Genomic DNA, 18,592 nt, shown 5'->3' with positions numbered 1-18,592 from the left:
GCCGCAGCCGACGGTTCCGGTGCCCGCCGACGCCGGAGGCGCGCCGCCCCGCCCGCCGTACGATGGCGTGCGGGGCGGGCGGACGTCGTGCGCCCCGCGGGCGCCGGGGTGGCCGGCGGCCGGTCCGGCGGAGGGTGGGGGCCCGAGCGTGCCGCAGTCCTGGTCGATGTCCTGGCTGACCGTGGAGACGCCGCTGCCCAGCGGCCCGATGCACATCGCCGTGACGCCGCTGGGCGTGGCGGCGGCCGGGTACGGCGGGCGGGAAGGCGAACTGCCGTCGTGCACCGACGCGTCGAAGACCGCCGCCGTCCGGGACCGGATCGGCGCCTATCTGGCGGGCCGCAGCCGTGAGTTGGGCCTGCCGATCGACTGGAGCCTGAGCTCCGGCCCGCACCGCACCGTGCTGCGCACGCTCTGGCAGGAGGTGCCGTACGGCCGGACCATCACCTACGGCGAACTGGCGGCCCTCAGCGGGGTGTTCGAGGACGTGGCCGAGCCCGGTCTGGCGGCGCGGACGGTCGGCCAGATGATGGCCGCCAATCCCGTCGCCCTGCTGGTGCCCTGCCACCGGGTGGTGGCGGCGGACGGGATCGGCGGCTTCGGCGGCGGCCGGGTGGGGATCGACGTGAAGCGCTGGCTGCTCACCCTGGAGGGCGTGCTGGGCCGACGCTCGACTGGAACGGCCCGCTGTAGCACCGGGGTTGCCGCCGGTTCGGCCGCGCCGAGCCGCGTGTCGCGGGTGAGCCCCGCACGAGCCGCCCGCCGTCGCGTCCGGGCTACCGCTGTCGGACGAGGGAGACCGGGGCGGGCGCCCGGCGCTGTAGCACCGGCTGGATGCCGGAGACCAGCGTGTACTCGACGCCGTGCACGTCCGGATCCACCCCGGTGGGCTCCGGCCGTTCGCCGAGCGCCAGCCGGACGGCGTCCCAGGGCAGGTTGAGGCCGCACAGCCGCAGCTGGTGGAGCCCGGCGGCGGGCCGGGTGTTGACGTCGATCACCACCGGTCGCCCGGCCAGTTCGCGGAACTGGATGTTGGACAGGTAGGCCATCCGGCTCGCCCTGACCAGGCGCCGGACCGGCTCCAGGTACCGCGGATCGGTGGTGAAGCCGCGGCGGCGGCCCGCCTTGGTGCGGCCGACCACGGTGAGCGGGTGGCCGGCCCGGTCGGCGAGGCAGTCCACCGAGACCTCCGGCCCGTCCAGGTAGGGCATCACCAGCAGGTCGACGGGCTCGTCCCGCTCGTCCTCCTCGTCCCCCGCGCCCGGTCGGGCGGACAGGGCGGCGGCCACCTGCTCGACCTGGACCCGGTGGTCCCAGCCGTGAAGCCGCCGCGGCCCGTACGGCTCCCGGGTGAGTACCCGGAAGCCCGCGCCGCCCGCGCCGGTGGTGGGTTTGAGGCAGGCGGTGTGCCCGGCGGCCTCGATCCGGTCGACGGCGTCGAGCAGTTCGTCGGCGGTGCGCACCCGCCACCAGGGCGGGGTGGGCAGTCCGGCGGCGGCGATCGCCCGGTAGCCGTCGGCCTTGCTGGTGTAGGTGGCGATGGCGGTGGCCGGCGGGCAGAGCAGGGTGGTGCCGATCGCCTCGAACTCCGGCCGGGCGAGGGCGATGGCGAGCTGGTGCAGCTGCGGGAGGAAGACGGTTATGGAGTGCCGGGCGCAGTAGTCGAGCGCGTAGCCGACGTAGGCGTCGGCGGGCAGGTCGGCGGGTTCCAGGGTGCCGTGGTCGGCGGCGGCGAGCACCGGGGAGTCGGGGTCGGCGTGGGTCGCGTGCACCGCCACCGGGCGAGGGGCGGTGCGGAGTTGTTCGATGAAGAAGACGTTCTCGGCGTAGGTGCGGTTGAGCCAGACACGGACGGGGGCTGTCAAGACTGCCTCCCAGGGCATGGGGTGACGAAGGGTCAGGGCTCGTGGTCGGCCGTGCTCGTCAACTGGCCTGGCGGCCCTGTGAGGTGGCACCCTAGCGGCCGGCTCCCCGGGCCCGGACGGGAGGGGCGTCGTGTGTGCGGGCGTCAAGGGGTGGCGACGGAGGGGGTGTCGATGGGGGAAGATGGGAGGCGGTATTCCCGATAAGTTCGAATAATCTGTCGAACAGATATCGATCGAGTGATCCAGTCGTACTATTTGTTCGGTTATCCCGAACCACTCGAATGAGTGATTGCGGCATGCACCCGAATGGGCCCACCATGAAGCTGCAACATGAATGCGCAAGGCGACACTTCATCGGGCATGCGAAGGGCTCCCCCTATGTCGACCGAAACCAATGCCGGTGTTCCCGCGCCCAGCGCGCAACCTGAGATCCGGCAGCAGCAGAGTCTGAGCACGGCGGGTGCGCGGAACCTCGCCACGACCACCAAGTCCGCGCCGCAGATGCAGGGCATCAGCCCGCGCTGGCTGCTCAGGACGCTGCCCTGGGTGCAGGTGTCCGGCGGTGCCTACCGGGTCAACCGCCGCCTGCGCTACTCGGTCGGCCGCGGTCGGGTGAGCTTCGTCAAGACCGGCTCCGAGGTGCGGATCGTCCCGCCGACGCTGGCCGAGGTGCCGGTGCTGCGCGGCTTCCAGGACGAGGCCGTCCTGACGGAGCTGGCCGGGCGCTTCGTCCAGCGGGAGTTCGCCGCCGGCGACGTACTGGTCTCCGCCGGTGCGACGATCAACGAGGTCTTCCTCATCGCGCACGGCAAGCTCGAACGGCTCGGCACCGGCAAGTACGGCGAGGAGACGGTGGTCGGCACCCTCGCCGACGGCGACCACCTCGGCGACGAGGCCCTCCAGCAGGAGGAGGGCACCTGGCCGTACACCGTCCGGGCCGCCACCTCCGGCACCGTGATGGCGCTCTCCTGGCCCGCCTTCCAGGAGCTCCACGACCGCTCCGAAGCCCTGCAACTGCAGGTCATCGAGTACCTGAACGGCTTCCAGCAGGCGCAGAACAAGCACGGCGAGGCCGCGATCGACCTCTCCGCCGGCCACCGGGGCGAGTACGAGCTGCCCGGCGCCTTCGTGGACTACGAGCTCAAGCCCCGCGAGTACGAGCTGAGCGTCGCGCAGACCATCCTCAAGGTGCACTCCCGCGTCGCGGACCTCTACAACCAGCCGATGAACCAGACCGAGCACCAGCTCCGGCTGACCATCGAGGCGCTGCGCGAGCGCCAGGAGCACGAGCTCGTCAACAACCCCGAGTTCGGCCTGCTGGAGAACGCCGCGTACGACCAGCGGATCCAGACCCACTCCGGCCCGCCCACCCCGGACGACATGGACGAGCTGCTCAGCCGCCGACGCGGCACCAAGATGTTCCTCGCCCACCCCAAGGCCATCGCCGCCTTCGGCCGCGAGTGCAACAAGCGCGGCCTCGTCCCCGGCACGGTCGAGGTCGAGGGCAAGCACGTCACGGCCTGGCGCGGGGTGCCGGTCTTCCCGTGCAACAAGATCCCGATCGTCGGCGGGCACACCAGCTCGATCATGGCGCTGCGCGTCGGCGAGGACAACCAGGGCGTCGTCGGCCTGCATCAGACCGGAATTCCGGACGAGTACCAGCCGAGCCTTTCGGTGCGGTTCATGGGAATCGACGACAAGGCCATCATTTCCTACCTGGTCAGCGCCTATTACTCCGCCGCGATTCTCGTCCCGGACGCGGTCGGCGTCCTGGAGAACGTGGACGTCGCGCAGCGCTAGGCGCTGTCCGGGGCGCGGCTCCGTCATTCCGGCCGGGCGCGCGATATCCGGGCACGCGCCCAGGCCCCGGGGCCGGGCACCGACCGACCGGAGCCGGTCGGAATTCCACGCCGCCCGGTCGGGGCACCCACACCCCGGCCGGGCGGTGCGCCGCGGCACGTCCGGAAAGCGGGCCGGCCGCCGACTGGCCCGGCCGCCGACCGGGTCGGCCGACCCACGACCGGCACCTCACACCAGGCCGCCTCACCGCAGGCCGACAGGGGGAGAAACCCATGACGAGCTCCACACTGGAGCGGGACCACAAAGAGGGGAACGAGGCGGCGGACGTCCTCGCCCGGGCCCGCAACCTGGTCGATCCGGTCCTGCGGGCCGCCGTCGACTCACTGCCCGGCGCGATGCGCAAGGTCGCCGGCTACCACTTCGGCTGGTGGGAGGCGGACGGCTCGCCCGTCGAGGCCCCCTCCGGCAAGGCGATCCGGCCCGCCATGGTCCTCGCCGCCGCCCAGGCGCTCGGCGGCACGGCCGCCGAGGCCACCGCCGCGGCCGCCGCCGTCGAGCTGGTGCACAACTTCACGCTGCTCCACGACGACGTCATCGACCGGGACGAGACGCGCCGCCACCGGCCCACCGCCTGGCGGGTGTTCGGCACCACCGAGGCCATCCTGGCCGGGGACGCCATGCACTCGCTGGCACTGCGCCTGCTCGCCGAGGACGCCCACCCGGCCGCCCGCAGTTCGGTCCGCCGGCTCACCGACTGCGTGGTCGAGCTGTGCGAGGGCCAGCAGATCGACTGCGCCTTCGAGCAGCGCAGCGACGTCTCGCTCGCCGAGTGCCTGGCGATGGCGGAGGCCAAGACCGGAGCCCTGCTCGGCGCCGCCTGCGCGATGGGCGCCCTGTACGGCGGTGGGTCGGAGGAGGCCGTGCAGGCGATGGACGGCTTCGGCCGGGAGATCGGCCTGGCGTTCCAGCTGATCGACGACCTGATCGGCATCTGGGGCGATCCGGCGGTGACCGGCAAACCGGTGGGCGCGGACCTGGTCGCCCGGAAGAAGTCGCTGCCGGTGGTCGCGGCGCTGGGCTCCGGCACCCCCGAGGGGGCCCGGCTCGCCGGGCTGTACGCCCTCGAACGCCAGCTCAGCCCTGAGGAGTTGGCACAGTGCGCGGCGTCCGTCGAAGGCGCCGGCGGCCGCGGCTGGGCGCAGGGCGAGTCCTGCGAGCGGATGGCGGCGGCGATGGCGCAGCTGGCCACGGCCGTCCCGGAGCCGTCGGCGGCCGACGAACTGCTGGTGCTGGCCGAACTGGTCACCCGCCGCAGCCACTGACCGGTCTCGTCCGACCGGGCTGGTCCGACCGGACTCGGCTGACCGGACTCGTCGGGAGCGGGAAGTCGGCCGGCCCGACTTCCCGCTCCGGGCCCGGAGCCTCAGCGCCGGTGGCCGGTGGCTGCCGGGCGCCCGGGAAGCGTCGGGCCACCCGACATGCTGACCCGTCCCGCCCCGCATAGCATCCCCTATGTACTCGTATGTCCAGAATTCCGGTGCGCGCCTGCGCCGCCGGCCTTCCGTGTACTGGGGAGAGCGACGAGCATGGCCAACCCGGCACTCGTGGACCCGGCCACGATCCGCGCGACCGCCGCCGAGGCCTGGATCCGTGGCTACCCGATCCTGCGGAACTACCGCACCCTGTACGCACAGGCACTGGACGACGCGGACCCGGGGTACGTCGGCGGCTTCGGCGTCTTCCGCCACCGCTCGCAGCCGTTCACCCCGGCCGACACCGACGTCGCCTCCCCCGACAACGACACACTGCACTCCTGGGCCTGGCTCGACCTGCGCGCCGAGCCGTGGGTGGTGTCCGTCCCGGCCGCGGACCGCTACTACGTCCTCCCGCTGCACGAACTCGACACCGTGTACGCCGGGTTCGTCGGTTCCCGGAGCACCGGCCAGGAGGCCGGCGACTACCTGGTGGCCGGCCCCGACTGGCAGGGCGAGCCCCCGCCCGGCGTCCGGGGCGTGCTCCGCACCGCCACCCGCCTGGTCGGCATCCTCGGCCGCACCCACCTCACCGGCGACACCCCCGCGGACGTCGCCGAACTGAAGGCCGTCCAGCAGCAGTACCGGCTGCGCCCGCTGCACGAGTACGCCGGCACCCCGGCGCCCGCCCCCGCGCCGGAGCCGGTCTGGCCGGTCTGGCGCGAGGAGGTGCTGGACACCGTCGAGTTCCTCAGCTTCCTCGACTTCCTGCTCGGCTTCTTCCCGCTCCGCGGGCCCGTCGAGCTGCCGCCCGCCGAGGTCGACCTGCGCGGCCGCCTCACCGACCTCGGCATCGACGGGCGCGGCGAGTTCGAGCCCGCCACGCTGCCGATCGAGGTCCGGGCCGAGATCGAGCGCGGCATCGCGGACGGCCGCGCACGGCTGGAGCGCGCCGCCGAATCCGAACCCACCAGCCCGGCCGCACTCTTCGGCACCCGTGAGCGGATCGGCGGGGACTTCCTCCGCCAGGCCCTCGGCGCCAGGCTCGGCCGCTACGGGCTGCCCACCGAGGAAACCTGGTGCGGCGGTTGGGCGGCGGACAGCGCGGGCAACCGGCCGCCGAACGCCAGCGACCGCGACTACGTCGTCCGCTTCGGCCCGGACGACCTGCCGCCGGCCCGGTACTTCTGGTCCGCCACCATGTACGCGCTCCCGGACCGCCTGCTGGTCGACAACACCCTGGACCGCTACGCGATCGGCGACCGCACCCCCGGCCTGGTCCGCGACCCGGACGGCGGACTCACCCTCCACGTCCGGCACAAGCGGCCCGCCGACGCCCAGCAATCCGCCAACTGGCTGCCCGCCCCGGACGGCCCGTTCACGGTCGTCGTCCGGCTCCACGGCCCGGACCGGTCCGTCCTCGACGGCCGCTGGCGCCTCCCGCCGCTCGACCCGAGCTGACCCGCAGCGCAGAAAAGCGCAGAAATCCGCACCGCAGAGACCGCGCCGACCGGACGAAGGACACCCCGATGAACCACCCCGAGCTGGAGGCCCTGGCCGCCGACGCCTACGTCTACGGCTACCCGCTCGTCGCCGACCTCACCATGGTCGAGCGCTTCTCCAGGGGCGGCCTGGGCACTCTGCCGGCGGCGTCGTTCAACCACTTCAGCCACGCCACCCGGCTGGCGGGGCCCAAGGACCACTTCGTCTCGGTCAACAACGACACCCTCTACTCGATCGCCCAGCTCGACCTCTCCGAAGGCCCGCAGGTGCTGCGCGTCCCGGACACCGCGGGCGCCTACTACGTGCTGCAGGTCGTCGGCGCGTGGACGGACAACGTCGCCTATGTCGGCAGCCGCGCCACCGGCACCGGAGAGCAGACCTGGCTGATCGTCCCTCCCGGCTGGCACGGCACCCCGTCCGACCCGGCCCGGGTGATCGAGGCGCCGACCAGGGTGGCGACCGTCGTCGGCCGCTTCGCCTGCACCGGGCCGGACGACCTCCCCCGGGTCAGGGCCCTCCAGAAGGCCCTCACCCTGGAGCCGCTGGAGCCCGGCGGGCTGGTCGCCGGACTGCCCGAGCCCGATCCGGAGGTGCCCGAGCGGCTGGCCTTCTTCGAGCGGCTTCGGGTCTGGATGCAGGCCTTCCCGCCGGCCGGTCCGGACGTCGAGTACCAGCAGCGCTTCGCCCCGCTCGGCCTGCTCGACGAGGGCACCTCGCCGTACCGCGCGGCCGCCGCGGACTGGACCCTCGCGCTGGCCAAGGGCCTGGCCGCCGGCCGCGAACGGGTCGAGGACGCCACCCGCCCGCCCGAGGACCACCCGCCCGGCGAGTGGCGCTCGGCGCTCCACCTGTTCGACTACAACATCGACCACCTGGGCCCCGGCACCCTCGACGACCCCGAGTGGCGCATCCCCGACCGCCGCGCCGGCTACCTCAGCCGGGCCGCCGCCGCCCGGGCCGGCCTCTGGGGCAACCACGCCTACGAGGCCTCGTTCGCGATGACCTACGACGACTCCGGCGGCCGCCCGCTCAGCGGCGCGCACCGCTACACACTGCGGTTCGACCAGCCACCGCCCGCCGAGGCGTTCTGGTCCGTCACGATGTACGCGCTGCCGGACTACTACCTGGTGGACAACCCGATCGAGCGCTACGCGATCGGCGACCGCACCCCGGGCCTGGTGTACGGCGCGGACGGCTCGCTCACCCTGACGCTCCAGCACGAGCAGCCCGAGGACGAGGTGGAGGCGGCCAACTGGTTGCCCGCCCCGGTCGGCGAGTTCCGGCCGATCATCCGGCTCTACCAGCCGAAGCCGGCCGTGCTGGACGGCAGTTACCGGGTGCCGCCGATCGACCGGAGCTGACCGCCGTCGCCGCCGGGCGCGGACGTCGAGGGGGACACCGGACGCTCAGTGCGGAGCCGGGGTCGCGGTGCCCGTCGCGGTGCCCGAGGGCGGTGGCGAGGACGGGTGCGCGGACGCCGACGCCGACGCCGACGCCGACGCCGACGCCGAAGGCGAAGGCGACGCCGAGGACGACGCCGACGACGAGGGAGCGCCGGCCGACGGCGACCCCGACGGGGACGGAGCCGCCGTGGCCGTCACCGACGGCTGCGGGGAACTGCTCGGCTGCGGGTCCGCCGTGGCCGACGCCGACGCCTCCGGTGCGGCGGGGGAGGAGGCCGAGCCGCCCCGGTTGTGCGGTCCGCCCTCCAGGGTGACGACCGCCTGCGAGGGCGGCAGCGCGATCCGGGCGGTCCAGTGCGCCGTGGGCGCGAGGTCCTCGTCCACGGTGACGGTCACGGTGATCCGCTGGCCCGGTGCGAGGGTGCCGGAGTCGCGGCTGAGCCGCAGCCAGGCGGCGTCCGTCACGGCGTGCCAGTGGATCTCGGTGGTGCCGGAGTCGGTGAGGGTGAGGATGGTCCGGCTGCCGTACTCGGCGGCCTCGACGGTGAGGAGTCCGACCGGGGCCGGTTCGGCTCCGCCCGGGCCGCCCCCGGTCGGCGCCTGTCCGACGGCGGGGGCGGGGGCGGCGACCAGGGCCGGACTGCCGATCGGGGTCGCCCCGCGGGCCGGTACCGGGACCGCCGGGCCCTGGAGGGTCAGCCGTGGAAAGGCAAGGGGCAACGTTTCTGCACCGATCACCCCGGCACCCACCGCCCCCGCACCCGCCAGCTCCATCCCCGGCACCCCCGGCAGCCCCGTGCCCGCCGGTGCGCCCGCCGTCGGCCACGGCTTCGACGGCTGCTGCCCGCCCGTCCGCCCGGCCTCCTCGACCCGCACCGTGGACACCGCGGACGCCGTCCCCGCCCCGCTGCTCCGGTGCCCCGCCCACAGGGCGACCACCGGCGCCGCCAGGACGGCCGCGAGCACCCCGGTGGTCACCACCCGCCGACGCACCGCCAGTGCCCGGCCCGCGTCCGGCGCCCGGTGCCGGGGGAAGCCGCCCTGGTCGAACCGCAGCCCCGACTCGGCCGCCGGCACCGCCCCCGCCCGCCGCACCGCACCGACCGCCGACGGCAGGTGGCCGATCACCGACGGCAGGTGGGCCGCTCCGGCGCCCGGGGGCGCCGGAGCGGGGGCGGGAGCCGCCAGCAGCGGCAGCCCGGACATCCCCGCCGCGCCCTCCGTCGCCGCACCGGCCACCCGCCCCGCCGTCCCCCGGCAGGTCGGGCAGTCCACCACGTGCTGCACCAGCTCCCGGCGCAGCGCCGGGCCGAGCACCCAGTCCCGCCAGGACTCCGCCCCGGCCCCGCCGAGCCGGTCCAGTTCCGGGCAGCTGCCCACCCCGAGCACCAGCAACGCCGCCCTGGTCCTGGCCACCTCCGCCTCGGCGGCGGCGAGCAGCGCGCGGGTCCGCTCGAACGGCAGGCCCAGCACCGCCGCCACCTCGTGCGGGGTCAGCCGGTGCCGGACGGACAGCTCCAGCGCCTCGCGCTGCTCCGGGTCGGTGCCGGCCGCCTCCGGCCAGGCGAGCGAGGCCAGCTCGCGCCGCCGCCGGGCCGCCTCGGCCTCGGTCGGCTCTGCCGTGGTGTCCCGTCCGGCGCCGCCCGCGAGCCGCCGCAGGCAGCAGTACCGGGCCAGCGAGAACAGCCAGGCCCGGACCAGCCCGGGCTCGGTCAGCCGGGCGCCGTGCCGCCGTGCCAGTTCGCGGGCCTCGCGCAGGGCGCCGGTGGCCGCGTCGTGCTCGCACAGCACCGAGAGGCAGTAGGTGAACAGGCCGTCCACCTGCCGGTCGTACGCCGCCAGCACGGCGGCCGGCGGCCCTTCAGTACGCGTTGTCACCCGTCCGACGGTAGAGACGGCGGGCGGCGCATCCCGGCCGTTCGCCGTGTATGTACTTCTTTCGGGTAACAACATCGCCCATCTGTGTGGGTTTGGGCCCGGCTCCGGTGGAGCAAGGCGTTGTCGGACCCAGGCGCTACGGTGGGCCGCATGGCTGCCCGTACCAAGACCACCGCCAAGCCGCGCCCGGCGTACCGCTGCACCGAGTGCGGCAACCAGCTGCCCAAGTGGGTCGGCCGCTGCCCGGAGTGCAACGCCTGGGGCACGGTCGAGGAGTACGGCGCGGTGCCGATCCGGACGACCGCCGCGGGCCCGGTCAGCTCGCCGGCCCGTCCGATCGGCCAGGTGGACGGCCAGGTCGCGACGGCCCGCTCGACGGGCGTGCCGGAACTGGACAGGGTGCTCGGGGGCGGGCTGGTCCCCGGCGCGGTCGTCCTGCTGGCCGGCGAGCCCGGCGTCGGCAAGTCCACCCTGCTGCTGGACGTGGCGGCCAAGGCCGCCACCGACCGGCACCGCACGCTCTACGTCACCGGCGAGGAGTCGGCCGGTCAGGTCCGGCTGCGCGCCGACCGGATCAACGCGCTCTCCGAGCACCTCTACCTCGCCGCCGAGTCCGACCTCGGTGCGGTGCTCGGGCACATCGACGCGGTCAACCCCGGTCTGCTGATCCTGGACTCGGTGCAGACCATCGCCTCCGCCGAGCTGGACGGCGCCCCCGGCGGTCCGGCCCAGGTCCGCGAGGTGGCGGGCGCGCTGATCCGGGTGTCCAAAGAGCGCGGCATGGCGACGCTGCTGGTCGGCCACGTCACCAAGGACGGCCAGATCGCCGGCCCGCGCCTGCTGGAGCACCTGGTGGACGTGGTGCTCAGCTTCGAGGGGGACCGGCACGCCCGGCTGCGGCTCATCCGCGGGATCAAGAACCGCTACGGCGCCACCGACGAGGTGGGCTGCTTCGAGCTGCACGACGAGGGCATCGTCGGCCTGGCCGATCCGTCCGGCCTCTTCCTGACCAGGCGTGACAAGCCCGTCCCGGGCACCTGCCTCACCGTCACCCTGGAGGGCAAGCGCCCGCTGGTGGCGGAGGTGCAGGCGCTGATGGTGGATTCGCAGATCCCGTCCCCGCGGCGCACCACCTCGGGCCTGGAGTCGCCCCGGATCGCGATGATCCTGGCCGTGGTGGAGCGGCACGGCGGGGTGAAGCTCGGCAAGCAGGACATCTACACCGCGACGGTGGGCGGGGTGAAGCTGAGCGAGCCGTCCGCCGACCTCGCGATCGCGCTCGCGGTGGCCAGCTCCTCCTCGGACACCCCGCTGCCCAGCAACCTGGTGGCGATCGGTGAGGTCGGCCTGGCGGGCGAGGTACGGCGGGTGACGGGGGTGCAGCGGCGGCTGGCCGAGGCGCACCGGCTGGGCTTCACGCACGCCCTCGTCCCGCCGGATCCGGGCAAGGTGCCGCCGGGCATGAAGGTGGTCGAGGTGGCCGACATCGGCGAGGCGCTGCGGGCCATCCCGGGCCGCCGCCGGGCCGCCGCCAAGCCGCGTGCTGAGGCACCGTCGGCGCCGCCGGCCCCGCGCGCGGCCCGGGTCGTCGCGCACCCGGAGGAGCTGATGGAGGGCTGGGAGCCGCTCGACTCCGACGAACTGCGCTGACCCAAGCCCTGTCGATGCCGCACGCAGTTAGACTTTCCCCAGTCTCATTGGCCAGAAGGCAGTACCGAGCGGTACTGAGCGACAGAGCAACAGACCGCGGACCGGCGCACGGCGCGAGGCGCGCGGCACGGGGTCGACCGGAGGAGTCACGTGGCAGCCAGCGACCGGGGGGCGGACAAGGCCTCCCGTGAGGAGGCCCTGCTGCGGGCCTCCCTCAGTGCCATCGCACCCGGCACGGGGCTGCGCGACGGCCTGGAGCGGGTGCTCCGGGCCAACACCGGCGGCCTGATCGTGCTCGGTTTCGACAAGACGGTCGAGTCGATCTGCACCGGCGGCTTCGTCCTGGACGTCGAGTTCACCGCGACCCGGCTGCGCGAGCTGTGCAAGCTGGACGGCGCGGTGGTGCTGGACAAGGACATCACCAAGATCGTCCGGGCCGGCGTGCACCTGATGCCGGACTCCACCATCCCCACCGACGAGACCGGCACCCGCCACCGCACCGCGGAGCGGGTCAACCGGCAGACCGGCTTCCCGGTGGTGGCGGTCTCGCACTCGATGCGGCTGATCGCGATGTACGTCAACGGCACCCGCCGGGTGCTGGAGGACTCCACCACCGTCCTGTCCCGCGCCAACCAGGCGCTGGCCACCCTGGAGCGCTACAAGCTGCGGCTGGACGAGGTGGCCGGCACGCTGTCCGCGCTGGAGATCGAGGACCTGGTGACGGTCCGGGACGTCACCGCCGTCGCCCAGCGGCTGGAGATGGTCCGGCTGATCGCCACCGAGATCGCCGGCTACGTGCTGGAGCTCGGCATCGACGGCCGGCTGCTCTCGCTCCAGCTGGACGAGCTGATCGCGGGCGTGGAGCCGGAGCGCGAACTGGTCGCCCGGGACTACTTCCCGGAGCGGGCCGCCAAGAAGGGCCGGACGGTCAACGAGGTGCTGGCCGACCTGGAGGCGCTCACCCACGCCGAGCTGCTGGACCTTCAGACGGTCGCCAAGGCGCTCGGCTACTCGGGCTCCCCGGAGTCGCTGGACTCGGCGGTCTCGCCGCGCGGCTACCGGCTGCTGGCGAAGATCCCGCGCCTGCCCAACACAGTGATAGAGCGCCTGGTCGAGCACTTCGGCGGCCTGCAGAAGCTGCTCGCCGCCAGCATCGACGACCTGCAGACGGTCGAGGGCGTCGGCGAGACCCGGGCCCGCTCGGTCCGCGAGGGCCTGTCCCGGCTCGCCGAATCGTCCATCCTGGAGCGCTACGTCTGACCCGGCGCCACGTCCGGCCTGACGCACCGCCGCGCACGGCCCCCGGGGAACGCCCCGGGGGCCGTCGCGCACCCCGCCGAGTCCACCCCCGCCGAGCCATCCCGACCGGCGCGCCTCGACCAGCGCACCCGGACCAGCGCACCCTGGCCGGCCCGTGAGACGCCGAAGCCCCCGGCCGCGTCGGCCGGGGGCTTCGAGTCGAGTCGAGTCGAGTCGAGTCGAGTCGAGGGGGCTCAGCTGTCCAGGCGGATCGAGGAGCGCGCCGAGACCTGGCCGCCGGAGAGCCCGGTGAGGTCGGCGACCACCAGGTAGGTGCCCGCCGCGGGGGGCGCCGGGTCGGCGGTGGCGCACTGCGGCTTGCTGCGGCTGCGGTCCCAGGTGAAGGTCTCGGTCAGGCCGTTGTTGGCCGGGATCTGCACCCAGCTGCTGCCGCGGTCGGACGGGCAGTCGCCGGAGGACCAGACCCGGTCGCCGTTGCTGGCGGTCACGGTGATCGCGGAGGCCGTCCGGCCCAGGTCCACCCGGCAGTTGGCGCCGGAGGCGTTCTTCACGGTGAGCGAGAGCCGCGGCTTGTCCTTGGGCTGGTACGAGTTCTGCGCGCTGGCCAGCTCCAGGGTGACCTGCGAGGAGACGCAGACCGGAAGCGCCATCACCTCGGGCGTGTTCACCACCGGGGCGCCGCCGCCCGAGCCGCCGGAACCGCCGGCCGCGGCGCCGCCCGCCGCCGCACCGCCACCCGTGCCCCCGCCGGTGGCAGGAGCCGGGTTGGCGCCGCCGCCGGTGCCGCCGGTGCTGAGGCTGACCTCGCCGCCGCCGGAGCCGGCCACCGGGCCGCCGCTCGCGTTGCCGCCGCTGCCGCCGCCGGGGCGCGCCGCGGGGCCGCTCGGGGACGCGCCGGGTGTGATGGACTGGGCGGGGGTCTGGCTCTGGGACGGAACGGCCTGCGCGGCCTTGCTCGATGAGCCGCCGTCACCGCCCCCGTCCTGATCGATCATCAGCCAGGCGATCAGGGCGGCGACCGCCGCGACGGCGACGAGCACGACGACGCGCCGACGCCAGTAGATCGAGGCCGGCAGCGGTCCCACGGGTTGACGCAGAGAGGGCACGCCCAAACTCTACGAGACTGTGTGTGCCGCTTGACGCACCAACACCGCACAGTCGCCCCTTCCTTCACATGATCCGCCATTTGCGCCGTTCGAGGGAGCTTCGAAGCGGTGGTTCTCCGGGAGATCCGCAGGGATATCCGGAGTTCTTTTCTCCGCTTCGGTCGCGCCCGTCGACATGGGAGGATCGAAGGGCCATGGCTGCCATCACTGTCACCCCCGCCCCCGTCCCCCCGGCAGGCGCCGCGCCGGACGCCGTCCGGCTTTCGATGCCCCTGCCGCTGCTGCACGCGACCGTCCTCGACTGGTACGAGGCCGACAAGCGCGACCTCCCCTGGCGGACGCCCGAGGCGACGCCCTGGGCGATCATGGTGAGCGAGTTCATGCTCCAGCAGACTCCGGTGAAGCGGGTGCTGCCCGCCTGGGAGGCGTGGCTGACCCGCTGGCCAACCCCGGCCGACCTCGCGGCCGAGGCGCCCGGCGAGGCGGTCCGGATGTGGGGCCGGCTCGGCTACCCGCGCCGCGCGCTGCGGCTGCACGCGGCCGCGGTGGCGATCACCGAGGAGCACGGCGGCGAGGTGCCGGACGACCACGCCACCCTGCTCTCGCTGCCCGGGGTGGGGGAGTACACGGCCGCCGCGGTCGCCTCCTTCGCCTTCCGCCAGCGGCACGTGGTGCTGGACACCAACGTCCGCCGGGTGTTCGCCCGCGCGGTGTCCGGCGTCGAGTACCCGGCCCAGGCCACCACGGCCGCCGAGCGCCGGACGGCGACGGCGCTGCTGCCCGACGACGCCGAGACCGCGGCCACCTGGGCGGTCGGCGTGATGGAGCTGGGCGCGCTGGTCTGCACCGCGCGCGGCCCGGAGTGCGGGGGCTGCCCGCTGTTCGCCCACTGCGCCTGGCAGCGGGCCGGCCGCCCGCCGTACGAGGGCCCGGCCCGGCGCGGCCAGACCTACGAGGGGACGGACCGGCAGGTGCGCGGCAAGCTGCTCGCGGTGCTGCGGGAGTCGCACGGCTCGGTGCCGCAGGCCCGGCTGGACGCGGTCTGGCCGGACGCGGTGCAGCGGGCCCGGGCGCTGGACGGCCTGGTCGCGGACGGCCTGGTGGAGCCCGTCGAGCAGGGCGTCTACCGGCTTCCCCAGTAGTCGGCCACGAACGCGGGACGGCGCCCCCGGAGGAGTCCTCCGGGGGCGCCGTCGTGTCGGCGGGAGGGCGGTCAGACGGCCGCCGCCTCCAGCGAGGCCTCGGCGGACTTGTCCGCCTTGCCCGTGCCGGTGCCGCGCAGCGGCACCTCGCGCATGAACACCGCGGCGGCGATCGCGACCACGGCCACCCCGGCACCCCACAGGAAGACGGTGTGCATGCCGTTGGATACCGCGTGGTGGTAGGCGTCCTGGATGTTCTCGGGGAGCTTGCGCAGGTCCGCCGGGCTCATCTGGCCCGGGTCCTTCACGCCGCCGCCGGCCGCCGCGTGGTCGCCCAGCCGCTCCTTCATGGTGTCGGTGACCCGGTTGTTGAACAGGGCGCCGAACAGCGCGACACCGAAGGAACCGCCGATGGTGCGGAACAGGGTGGCGGTGGAGCTGGCCACGCCCATGTCCTTGAGCTCGACGCTGTTCTGCGCGACCAGCATGGTGATCTGCATCAGGAAGCCCATGCCGGCGCCGAGCACGACCATCCAGCAGGCGGAGGTGAAGCTGCTGGTCGTGGTGCCCATGGTGGAGAGCAGCACCATGCCGACGGTCATCACGATGGTGCCGATGATCGGGAATATCCGGTACTTGCCGGTCTTGGTGACGGCCTGGCCGACCACCAGCGAGACGACCAGCATGCCGAACATCATCGGCATCAGCAGCAGGCCGGAGTTGGTGGCCGAGGCGCCCTGGACGATCTGCTGGTAGAGCGGCAGGAAGACGGTCGAGCCGAACATCACGAAGCCGACGATGAAGCCGATGATCGAGACCAGGGTGAAGTTCAGGTTCTTGAACAGGCTCAGCGGCAGCATCGGCTCCTGCACCCGCTGCTCGACGTAGCAGAAGGCGATCAGCGTCGCGGCGGCGAGCGCGGCGAGGCCCAGGATCTGCTTGGAGCCCCAGTCGTACTGCTGGCCGCCCCAGGTGGTGATCAGGACGAGCGAGGTGATGCCCGTCGTGAGCAGGATGGCGCCCCAGTAGTCGATCCGGGCGTTGTTGCGGACCTTCGGCAGCTTCAGGGTGACGACGACCACGGCGAGTGCGATCACGCCGAGCGGCAGGTTGATGTAGAAGGTCCAGTGCCAGCTCAGGTGGTCGGTGATGAAGCCGCCGACCAGCGGGCCGCCGATGGTGGCGAGGGCCATGACCGCGGCGAACATGCCCTGGTACTTGCCGCGGTCACGCGGCGCGACCAGCGCACCCATGATCGACATGACGCCGACCATCAGACCGCCGGCGCCCAGGCCCTGGAGGGCGCGGAAGCCGATCAGCTCGTTCATGTTCTGCGACAGGCCGGACAGCGCCGAGCCCACCAGGAAGATCACGATCGAGGTGAGGAAGGTGCCCTTGCGGCCGTAGAGGTCGCCGAGCTTGCCCCAGATCGGGGTGGAGGCGGCGGTGGCCAGGGTGTACGAGGTGACGACCCAGGACAGGTGCTCGGCGCCGCCGAGGTCGCCGACGATGGTCGGCATCGCGGTGCCGACGATCAGGTTGTCGAGCATGGCCAGCAGCATGGTGACGACCAGGCCGACCATGACGAGGCGGATCTCGCGGGGCGACCGCGGCTGCTCCTCCTCGGCTGACTTCTCCTCCGGTACCGGGCCGGTGGTCTTGGACTGTGACATGAGGTGGTGTCTCCCGGAGGGGTTTTTCGGACGGGCGGAGGCCGCGCAGTGATTCACTTACTTGACGCCCGGCTAGTTTGTGGACCGTCGGCACGGTAAGTTGTTTACTAGCCGGTCGTCAAGCCAGTTTCCCGCCCGGCTGCCTGGGCAGGGAGAATGGGCCCGGGGCGGACGCCACCGGGGTCCGCAGCAGTCACCGACGCACTCATGAGGCAGGCCATGGGCACTCCGCACAGCCCCCGCAGCGACACGCGGTCCCGCATCATCGAGGTGTCCCTGGAGCTCTTCTCCGAGCAGGGCTACGAGCAGACCTCGCTGCGCGAGATCGCCGACCGCCTCGGTGTCACCAAGGCCGCGCTCTACTACCACTTCAAGACCAAGGACGACATCGTCCTGGGCATCGTGGAGCGGATGGCCGCGCCGATCGACGAGACCATCGCGTGGGGCCGGCAGCAGTCCTGGAGCCCGGAGATGCGCGACGAGCTGATCCGCCGCTTCGCCGACGGGATGGCCGAGCGGGCGCCGCTGCTGCGCTTCTTCCACGAGAACCAGCCCGCGCTGCGCGAGTCCGCGGCCGGGCTGGCGTTCAAGGACCGCATGATCACGATGATCCAGCTGGTGCACGGGCCGGACGCCGACTTTCGGGAGCGGCTGCGCGCCACGATGTCGCTGTTCACCGTCCACTCGGCGATGTTCCTGCTCAAGCAGGACGCCGCGGACTGCGACCACGGCGACAACGTGTGGGGCGAGTCCTCGCCGCCGGCGGCCACCCTGGAGGAGGCGATCGGGGCGGCCCGGGAGGTCGCGCTGGAGATCGGCGGCCGGATCGGCCACCCGGCCCCCGCCCACTCCTGAGCGGACGGGCGGGCGGACCGGTGGCTGGGGCCGGGCTCAGAACGCGGTGACGCCGTGCCCCGCGAGGTACGCGATCGGGTTCACCACCGCGCCGTAGCGGTTGCTGGTGCGGATCTCGAAGTGCAGGTGGGGTCCGGTCGAGTTGCCGGTGCTCCCGGACCGCCCGATCTGCTCGCCCGCCGACACCTGCTCCCCCGGCGAGACCCCGAGCGAGGACAGGTGCGCGTACTGCGCGTAGTGCCCGTCCTCCAGCCGCAGCACGACCTCCTTGCCGTACGAGCCGTCCCAGCCGGCCGACACCACGGTCGCGTTCCCGACCGCCAGCAGCGGCGTGCCCGGGTCGACCGCGAAGTCCACCCCGGTGTGGTACCCGGCGGCGTACTCGGAGTTGGCCACCCCGTACGGGTTGCTGGTCGGCGCGTCCGGCACCGGGGCCGACCACTCCGGAGCCGGAGCGGGCTCCGGTGCGGGCGCGGCCTCGGGCTCCGTCGCGGGGGCCTCGGCCGGCGCGTCGGCGACGGGCGGCTCCACCGGCAGCAGGTTGGCGGCCACCGCCACGAACTCCTGCGCCGAGTCGCCGTCGTTCGGCAGCCGGTACGGGCTCGGCCCGGCCACCTGGACCAGCCCCGGGCTGGGCACGGCGGCCTGCGGCGCGGTGAAGGCCGAGCTGCCGGGCGTGGTGGGCCGGACGGTCTGCGCCGAGGCGCTGCCGGGCGCGGCCACCAGCAGTGCGCCGGCGAGCAGCACCGCGGCCGCCCCGGCGGCGACCACCGCGCGCTCCCGTTCGGCCTGCGGGTGCCCGCCGGGCAGCGGGTGCCGGGGCGCGGCGAGCGCGCGCAGCGGCGCGGCATGGGTGCGGGCGGCATGGCCGAGCCGGGGCTGCCAGGCCGCCGCCTGGGCCGCCGTTCGGGCGGCGAGCCGGCGCAGGACCGGCCCCACGGGCGGGACAGAGGACATCGGTAGCCGTACCTCACGGTGGACGAGG

General features: G+C 73.8%; 13 protein-coding genes and 1 pseudogene. 9 read left to right on the top strand and 5 right to left on the bottom strand.

Annotated features, from left to right (window positions below):
- Window positions 1-166 precede the first annotated feature (166 nt).
- Window positions 167-598 (top strand): annotated as a pseudogene (locus ACIP37_RS00485) (methylated-DNA--[protein]-cysteine S-methyltransferase); the annotation flags it as partial.
- Window positions 599-776: 178 nt separating this feature from the next.
- Here the strand turns inward: ACIP37_RS00485 and ACIP37_RS00480 are convergent.
- Window positions 777-1,865, bottom strand: coding sequence for an ATP-grasp domain-containing protein (locus ACIP37_RS00480; protein WP_400842951.1), 1,089 nt, complete (start codon window positions 1,863-1,865; stop codon window positions 777-779).
- Between the two features lie 378 nt (window positions 1,866-2,243).
- Here ACIP37_RS00480 and ACIP37_RS00475 point away from each other — a divergent pair, with 378 nt between their 5' ends.
- From ACIP37_RS00475 to ACIP37_RS00460, 4 genes are all read left to right on the top strand, one after another.
- Complete coding sequence (locus ACIP37_RS00475; RefSeq protein ID WP_363631741.1) at window positions 2,244-3,665, top strand: family 2B encapsulin nanocompartment shell protein; 1,422 nt, start codon at window positions 2,244-2,246, stop codon at window positions 3,663-3,665.
- Window positions 3,666-3,937: 272 nt separating this feature from the next.
- Window positions 3,938-4,987: a family 2 encapsulin nanocompartment cargo protein polyprenyl transferase gene (locus tag ACIP37_RS00470; protein WP_363631739.1), complete on the top strand. Its 1,050-nt coding sequence runs from the start codon at window positions 3,938-3,940 to the stop codon at window positions 4,985-4,987.
- 264 nt (window positions 4,988-5,251) lie between these two features.
- Window positions 5,252-6,598, top strand: coding sequence for a DUF1254 domain-containing protein (locus ACIP37_RS00465; protein WP_400842948.1), 1,347 nt, complete (start codon window positions 5,252-5,254; stop codon window positions 6,596-6,598).
- Window positions 6,599-6,666: 68 nt separating this feature from the next.
- The gene (locus ACIP37_RS00460; RefSeq protein ID WP_400842945.1) at window positions 6,667-8,001 is read left to right on the top strand and encodes a DUF1254 domain-containing protein; all 1,335 of its coding nucleotides are present in this window, start codon (window positions 6,667-6,669) and stop codon (window positions 7,999-8,001) included.
- Window positions 8,002-8,046: 45 nt separating this feature from the next.
- Here ACIP37_RS00460 and ACIP37_RS00455 read toward each other — a convergent pair whose 3' ends face one another.
- Window positions 8,047-9,921 (bottom strand): hypothetical protein, encoded by a 1,875-nt coding sequence (locus ACIP37_RS00455; protein ID WP_400809968.1) that lies wholly within the window; start codon window positions 9,919-9,921, stop codon window positions 8,047-8,049.
- A gap of 150 nt (window positions 9,922-10,071) precedes the next feature.
- On the opposite strand from ACIP37_RS00455, the gene radA reads away from it, so the two are divergent.
- A complete protein-coding gene (radA, locus tag ACIP37_RS00450; protein ID WP_363617780.1) occupies window positions 10,072-11,571 on the top strand; it encodes a DNA repair protein RadA in 1,500 nt (499 codons plus the stop codon).
- A gap of 201 nt (window positions 11,572-11,772) precedes the next feature.
- Window positions 11,773-12,831: a DNA integrity scanning diadenylate cyclase DisA gene (gene disA / locus ACIP37_RS00445; RefSeq protein ID WP_063351299.1), complete on the top strand. Its 1,059-nt coding sequence runs from the start codon at window positions 11,773-11,775 to the stop codon at window positions 12,829-12,831.
- 233 nt (window positions 12,832-13,064) lie between these two features.
- On the opposite strand, the gene ACIP37_RS00440 is transcribed toward disA, so the two are convergent.
- Entirely contained in the window at window positions 13,065-13,937 is an 873-nt protein-coding gene (locus tag ACIP37_RS00440) for a hypothetical protein (RefSeq protein WP_363589023.1), read from the bottom strand.
- 194 nt (window positions 13,938-14,131) lie between these two features.
- On the opposite strand from ACIP37_RS00440, the gene ACIP37_RS00435 reads away from it, so the two are divergent.
- Window positions 14,132-15,079 carry an A/G-specific adenine glycosylase gene (locus tag ACIP37_RS00435; RefSeq protein WP_400809970.1) on the top strand — a complete coding sequence of 316 codons (948 nt, stop codon included), beginning with the start codon at window positions 14,132-14,134 and terminating at the stop codon, window positions 15,077-15,079.
- A 71-nt stretch (window positions 15,080-15,150) separates the two neighbouring features.
- Here ACIP37_RS00435 and ACIP37_RS00430 read toward each other — a convergent pair whose 3' ends face one another.
- A complete protein-coding gene (locus ACIP37_RS00430; RefSeq protein WP_363589021.1) occupies window positions 15,151-16,752 on the bottom strand; it encodes an MDR family MFS transporter in 1,602 nt (533 codons plus the stop codon).
- Window positions 16,753-16,971: 219 nt separating this feature from the next.
- On the opposite strand from ACIP37_RS00430, the gene ACIP37_RS00425 reads away from it, so the two are divergent.
- Complete coding sequence (locus ACIP37_RS00425) at window positions 16,972-17,607, top strand: helix-turn-helix domain-containing protein (protein ID WP_363589019.1); 636 nt, start codon at window positions 16,972-16,974, stop codon at window positions 17,605-17,607.
- Between the two features lie 36 nt (window positions 17,608-17,643).
- Here the strand turns inward: ACIP37_RS00425 and ACIP37_RS00420 are convergent, their stop codons facing one another.
- Window positions 17,644-18,564: a M23 family metallopeptidase gene (locus tag ACIP37_RS00420; RefSeq protein WP_363589017.1), complete on the bottom strand. Its 921-nt coding sequence runs from the start codon at window positions 18,562-18,564 to the stop codon at window positions 17,644-17,646.
- Between the last annotated feature and the right edge of the window lie 28 nt (window positions 18,565-18,592).

Source organism: Kitasatospora sp. NPDC088861, assembly GCF_044750105.1.
Lineage (GTDB): Bacteria > Actinomycetota > Actinomycetes > Streptomycetales > Streptomycetaceae > Kitasatospora.
This window is presented reverse-complemented; position numbering and strand designations above follow the sequence as displayed.

Bases quoted from the DNA above. Each gene is read 5' to 3' on its own strand.
- ACIP37_RS00475 (WP_363631741.1), top strand. From the start codon at position 2,244: ATGTCGACCGAAACCAATGCCGGTGTTCCCGCGCCCAGCGCGCAACCT.
- ACIP37_RS00470 (WP_363631739.1), top strand. From the start codon at position 3,938: ATGACGAGCTCCACACTGGAGCGGGACCACAAAGAGGGGAACGAGGCG.
- ACIP37_RS00465 (WP_400842948.1), top strand. From the start codon at position 5,252: ATGGCCAACCCGGCACTCGTGGACCCGGCCACGATCCGCGCGACCGCC.
- ACIP37_RS00460 (WP_400842945.1), top strand. From the start codon at position 6,667: ATGAACCACCCCGAGCTGGAGGCCCTGGCCGCCGACGCCTACGTCTAC.
- radA (WP_363617780.1), top strand. From the start codon at position 10,072: ATGGCTGCCCGTACCAAGACCACCGCCAAGCCGCGCCCGGCGTACCGC.
- ACIP37_RS00435 (WP_400809970.1), top strand. From the start codon at position 14,132: ATGGCTGCCATCACTGTCACCCCCGCCCCCGTCCCCCCGGCAGGCGCC.
- ACIP37_RS00430 (WP_363589021.1), bottom strand. From the start codon at position 16,752: ATGTCACAGTCCAAGACCACCGGCCCGGTACCGGAGGAGAAGTCAGCC.
- ACIP37_RS00425 (WP_363589019.1), top strand. From the start codon at position 16,972: ATGGGCACTCCGCACAGCCCCCGCAGCGACACGCGGTCCCGCATCATC.
- ACIP37_RS00420 (WP_363589017.1), bottom strand. From the start codon at position 18,564: ATGTCCTCTGTCCCGCCCGTGGGGCCGGTCCTGCGCCGGCTCGCCGCC.